At 63.5% G+C, this 5557-nt stretch carries 5 protein-coding genes and 1 pseudogene; 4 read left to right on the top strand and 2 right to left on the bottom strand.

Going from position 1 to position 5557, the window contains the following annotated elements:
- The coding region (locus VK804_RS16530) for a PfkB family carbohydrate kinase (protein ID WP_325372114.1) at positions 1-708 on the bottom strand (708 nt) is incomplete at its 3' end.
- Between the two features lie 24 nt (positions 709-732).
- The gene (rfaD, locus tag VK804_RS16525) at positions 733-1713 is read right to left on the bottom strand and encodes an ADP-glyceromanno-heptose 6-epimerase (protein WP_325372112.1); all 981 of its coding nucleotides are present in this window, start codon (positions 1711-1713) and stop codon (positions 733-735) included.
- A gap of 164 nt (positions 1714-1877) precedes the next feature.
- Here rfaD and waaF point away from each other — a divergent pair, with 164 nt between their 5' ends.
- The 4 genes and pseudogenes from waaF to VK804_RS16505 form a co-directional block, all read left to right on the top strand.
- Entirely contained in the window at positions 1878-2945 is a 1068-nt protein-coding gene (waaF, locus tag VK804_RS16520; protein ID WP_325372110.1) for a lipopolysaccharide heptosyltransferase II, read from the top strand.
- A 67-nt stretch (positions 2946-3012) separates the two neighbouring features.
- Entirely contained in the window at positions 3013-3603 is a 591-nt protein-coding gene (locus VK804_RS16515) for a D-sedoheptulose 7-phosphate isomerase (RefSeq protein WP_325372109.1), read from the top strand.
- Positions 3600-4151, top strand: coding sequence for an HAD family hydrolase (locus tag VK804_RS16510; protein WP_325372107.1), 552 nt, complete (start codon positions 3600-3602; stop codon positions 4149-4151). Before VK804_RS16515 ends, VK804_RS16510 begins: the two co-directional genes overlap by 4 nt.
- Before the next feature lie 159 nt (positions 4152-4310).
- A pseudogene (locus VK804_RS16505) lies at positions 4311-5557 on the top strand (hypothetical protein); the annotation flags it as partial.

The following is a 5557-nucleotide window of genomic DNA, read 5'->3' as shown; positions in this document are numbered from 1 at the left end:
GCAATCGGCCAGCATCATGGCGTCGCGCGCGGCTTCAGCGATGGTCTGGTCGGAATCGACGCGGCTGCGGGTCGCTTCAGAAAATTCCTTGCGGTTCGGCGTGAGCAGGGTCGCGCCGCGATAGATCGCGAAATTGGCGCTCTTGGGGTCGACGATCACGCGCTTGCCGGCTTTCTTCGCCGCATCGATCACGTTGCGGATCACGCGCGCGGTCAGCACGCCCTTGGCGTAATCCGACAGCAGCACGATATCGGCGCGGGCGAGTTGCGGCAGGATGGCCTCGATCAGCTTCTGCTCGACATCGCTTGCGGCCGGCGCCGCACGCTCCCAGTCTGCGCGCAGCATATGGGTTGAAAAATGCTCGGAGACGAAGCGCATTTTCCGCGTCGTCGGCCGCCCCTCGTCGGAGACCAGCACGCATTCGATGCCGGCGTGCTGCGCCAGTCCCGCTTTCAGATTCGCGCCCGCCTCGTCCTTGCCGACGAGGCCGACGAAAATGCAGCGCCCGCCGAGCGAAGCGATGTTACGCGCGACATTGCCGGCGCCGCCGATATTGGTCTCGCTGCGCTGCACGGCAATCACCGGCGCGGGCGCTTCCGGCGAAATCCGCGACACCTCGCCATAGACAAATTCGTCGAGCATCAGGTCGCCGACACAGAGCACCGTCTGGCGGACCATCGCATGCGACAAAGCGTCAAAATCGAACATTTATTCTCGCACTCTGTTCGGCAGCTAGCGGAAACGATCGGCGGAATCGAGAAAACCCTTGACGTAGGTCCCTACCGCCTCTTCCAGCGCGGTGAAGCCGCCATTGTAACCGGCGCGCAGCAGGGAAGCGCCATCGCTTTGCGTGAAATACTGGTAGCTGCCGCGGATCGTCTCGGGCATGTCGATATACTGGATTTTCGGAGCGGTGCCGAGCGCGGCGTAGGCCGCCAGCATCATATCCCTGAAACTGCGCGCCTTTCCGGTGCCGACGTTGAAGAGGCCGCTGACCTCAGGCGTCGCCAACAGCCACATCATCACCCGCACCGCATCGTCGACATAGATGAAATCGCGCCGCTGGTCGCCGTCGGCGATCCTGTCGCGATGCGATTTGAACAGCTGCACCGGCCGGCCGGACTTGATATCGTCGAAGCGGCGCGCCAGCACGCTCATCATCGTGCCCTTGTGATATTCGTTGGGACCGAACACGTTGAAGAATTTCAGGCCCGCCCATTGCGGCGGCAGTTTGTCGCCTCTCGCCACGCGCTCCGCGAGTGCCATGTCGAACAGATGCTTGCTCCAGCCGTAGAGATTCATCGGCCGCAGCGCCTTCAGCGCGGCAAGTGAAGGGTCATCGTGAAAACCCCGCGCGCCATCGCCATAGGTCGACGCCGATGAGGCGTAAATGAAGGGCGTGGGGTGGGACGTGCACCAGTCCAGCAACCGCATCGACAGCCGGAAATTGGTTTCGATCACGAGATCGCCGTCGGTTGCGGTGGTTTCCGAAATCGCCCCGAGATGGATAACGGCGTCGAGGCGGCGGCCGTTCAGCCAGTCCGGCAACTCCGCCGGCGGCACGATGTCCGCGAGCTGCCGCTTGGCGAGATTGCGCCATTTGCCATCATGGCCGAGCACATCGCATACCGCCACGTCGGACCGGCCGGCGTCGTTCAACGCGGCCACGACGTTCGATCCGATAAAACCGGCGCCCCCGGTCACCAGCAACATTGCGGTCCCTGCCCTTGATCTGGAATGCCAGCTTTGCCCCAGTCCCGGGCGGCAGGCAACTTGGGTTGTCCGGCGTGGTGAAGACTGCAGCGGCCGTTTGGTGCCTTTACCCGGCGTCGGGGAGCAGTTACCGACTGGCAGGAAATGAGCCGCCCATCAAAAGAATGAACAGAGATTCGAAAGATATAACGATAGAGAACGCGGCGGACACCCGCCCGATCCTGATCGTGCCCTATATGTGGATCGGCGACTTCGTCCGCGGCCATAGCGTGGTGCGGGTGCTGAAGCAACGCTGGCCCAACCGGCCGGTCGATCTGCTGGCTACCACCCTGTGCGCGCCGCTGGTCGATTACATGCCCGGCGTGCGCGCCGGGATCGTCTGGGACCTGCCCCGCAGCCGTCTGGCAGTGGCCAGGCAATGGGGGCTAGCGGCGCAGCTCAAGGCCAGGGGCTACGGCACCGCGCTGGTGCTGCCCCGCACCTGGAAATCGGCGATCGCGCCGGCGCTCGCCGGCATCCCGGAACGGGTGGGTTTTGTAGGCGAGGCCAGGTTCGGGCTCATCAATAGATGGCGCTGGGGCGAGAGGGCCCTGCCCCGCTTCATCGACAAGAATGCCGCGCTGGCGCTGCCGGACGGCGCCCCGTTGCCGCCGGAATGGCCGGTGCCGCAACTCCGAGTTCCGGGCGAGGAAGTCGGCCGCTGGCGGCAAGCCAACGGGCTGGGTGCCGGCCGCGCCGTGGCGCTGGCGCCGGGCTCGGTCGGCGCCTCCAAGCGCTGGACCTGGTATCCGGAGGCCGCGCGGCTTTTGGCCGAACGGGGGTTCGACGTCTGGGTGGTCGGTGGCCCCGGCGAAAAGGCGCTGGCTGCCGAAATCGTAGCCAGAGGCGGCCCCGGGGTCCGCGACCTCACGGGATCAGATCTGCGCAACGGCATCCTCGCGGTCGCCGCGGCCAGTGTGGCGATTTCGAACGATTCCGGCTTGATGCATATCGCGGCCGCCCTGGGCACGCCGACCATGGGCATTTTCGGCCCCACCAGCCCCTACCACTGGGCGCCGCTGAACGGGCTGGCGGCGACGGTGCAGACCAAAACCGTGGTGCCCTGCCAGCCCTGCCATCGCCCGGTCTGCACCATGAATGACCATCGCTGCATGCGCGACATTCCGGCCTCCGATGTGGCCGATATCGCCGAGCGCGTGCTGAACGAAGCCGCGGCCCGCCTCGCGCATTGAGCCCGCATGCTTGCGCTGCCCCGGCGCGGTCATTACCAAGGACGCCACTGGCAAGCCGGACGGTTAAGTGTTGGACCCCATCGCAACCCATCTGAAACTTTCGCTCGCCGCCCTTGAGCGCGCCACGCGGGATGTGACCCTGCTCGCCGCCGCGCGGAAAATCGCCGAAATCATCATCGCGGCGCTGCGTGCGGACAGGAAACTCCTGATCGTCGGCAATGGCGGCAGCGCCGCCGATGCCCAGCACATCGCCGCCGAAATCGTCGGCCGCTACAAGCAGGACCGGCCGGCTTACGCCGCGATCGCGCTGACCACCGACACCTCGGCGCTGACGGCGATCGCCAACGACTATGGTTTCGAGCAGGTGTTCGCACGCCAGGTCGCGGGCCTCGGCCGGCGCGGCGACGTGCTGCTGGCGCTATCGACCTCGGGCCGTTCGCCGAACATTTTGTCCGCGTTGCGCACCGCGCGCGAGCATGGGCTCATCACCGTCGGCTTCACCGGCCTGAATGGCAAAACGCTCGGCGCGCTCTGCGATCATCTCGTGGTCGCGCCCACCGACGACACCCCGATCATCCAGCAGATTTACCTCGCGGTGGCGCACGGCATCTGCGACGAGATCGAGCAGACCATGATGCGCGAGACCGCGAAGAAATGAGCGGGGTCGTTTCCGCCCGCGTCCCTCCTCGGCCCGCCGCCTTCCTCGATCGCGACGGCGTCGTCAATCATGACGACGGTTACATGGGCACGCAGGACCGCATCCGCTGGATGCCCAATGCGGCGAAAGCGATCCGCCGGCTCAACGACGCCGGCTATCTCGTGTTCTTCTTCACCAATCAATCCGGCGTGGCGCGCGGTTACTTCACCGAGGATCAACTCACCGCGCTGCACGACTGGATGTTGGCCGAACTCGCCAGCCAGGGCGCTGTCATCGACGACGTCAGGTATTGCCCGCACCATCCCGACGGATCGGTCGCCGGCTATCTCGAGGACCATCACTGGCGCAAGCCGAGCCCCGGCATGATCCTCGACCTGATGGCCCACTGGCCGGTGCGGCACGAGGGCAGCTTCGTCATCGGCGACCGGCCGACCGACATCGAGGCGGCGGAAGCCGCCGGGCTGCCCGGTTTCCTGTTCGAAGGCGGCGATCTCGATGCTTTCGTGGCCGACATCTTGAAACGAACACCGGTGAACCGAGAACGTTAAGGGCCGAATCGGCACCCCGGGCGAAAGTTACCGGATTGTTGCTCGGCAGAAATATTTCACAAATTTAATGCTCCAACCGCCAACCCCCGCTGAACCCGGGAGAATTCGGCCGTCACCAACCGGCAAGACCAACGAGAGCTTCAAAAAGGTCCAGCCGCCATGACAAACTACACTTTCACAAAAGTCGACGTTCCCGCCGCGGCCGGAACCTATCAATACATTTCCGTCGACGGCCTGGACGCCGCGGGCGACGCGGTCGGGAGTTACGGCAATGTCGACGGCGATGGCGACGGGACCTTCCACGGCTTCATTGCGTTGGACAATAGCAATGGCAATGGCATCACCTTGGACCCCCCCGGCTCAACCAACACCAGCGTTGGTATTACCGCAAGCGGGATCCTCTACGGAGACTATACCTATCTGAACCACAATTATGGCTTCGTCGACAACGGCGGCGTCTTTACGACGTTCGACTACGGCATCGCAGAGACTGCCCCCCCCACCGTTCCAATTGCTATCAGCACCGACGTGGACGGCGTTACCAACGCCGGCGTGGTTTACGGCGACTATGCCGACTACGTGATCAACAATGGCAACCAACCCGGGTGGCAAGGGTTCCTCAACAATAATGGCGTCATTACACTGATCTCCTTTCCCGGAGCCAATATCACCACTCTTGCCGGCATTAATTCAGCCGGCACGATCGTCGGAAACTATGAAATCGGAGGCAATACCAACGCGGGGTTGATCGGCCATGGATTCGTCGACAACAATGGCAGCTTCACGTCAATCGATGTACCCGGAGCTTACGCCACCAGTGTGGTCGGCATCAGCGATGGCGGCGAGATCGTCGGAAACTATCAGGATTTCTCCAACAACAATTGGGGGTTTGTCGACAACAACGGCGTCATCACCAAGATCAACATCGCGGGCGCCACCAGTACAGGCGTTTCGGCCGTCAACGCCGCCGGCGAAGTCGTCGGATACTATGCCGATGGCGGCGGCAACATCCATGGCTTCGTCGACAATGGCGGCGTCATCACGCCCGTCGACGTTCCCGGAGCCACTGAAACCGACATCCTGGGCATCAATGCGACCGGCATGATCTCGGGATATTACGACGACGCCAGCGGCAACCAGCATGGCTTCGTCGGCACGCTTCCCACCACGACGATCGAGACCGCTGGATCGACCAGCCTGGTCCAGGTCGGAAATAATTATTTCCTCGAGAGCAACAGCACCTGGACCAGTCCCGAGCTGACGTATGGCGGCGCACCTCTCACGGCGGGTGAGTTTCCTTGGACACCGATCGGCGCGGAGCAGACGTCAACCGGGTATGAGATAGCTTTGAAGTACGCGGCCATCGGTCAATATACGGTGTGGAACACCGACGCTAATGGCAACGT

Origin of the sequence: Bradyrhizobium sp. (genome assembly GCF_035484855.1) — a bacterium.
Lineage (GTDB): Bacteria > Pseudomonadota > Alphaproteobacteria > Rhizobiales > Xanthobacteraceae > Bradyrhizobium.
This window is presented reverse-complemented; position numbering and strand designations above follow the sequence as displayed.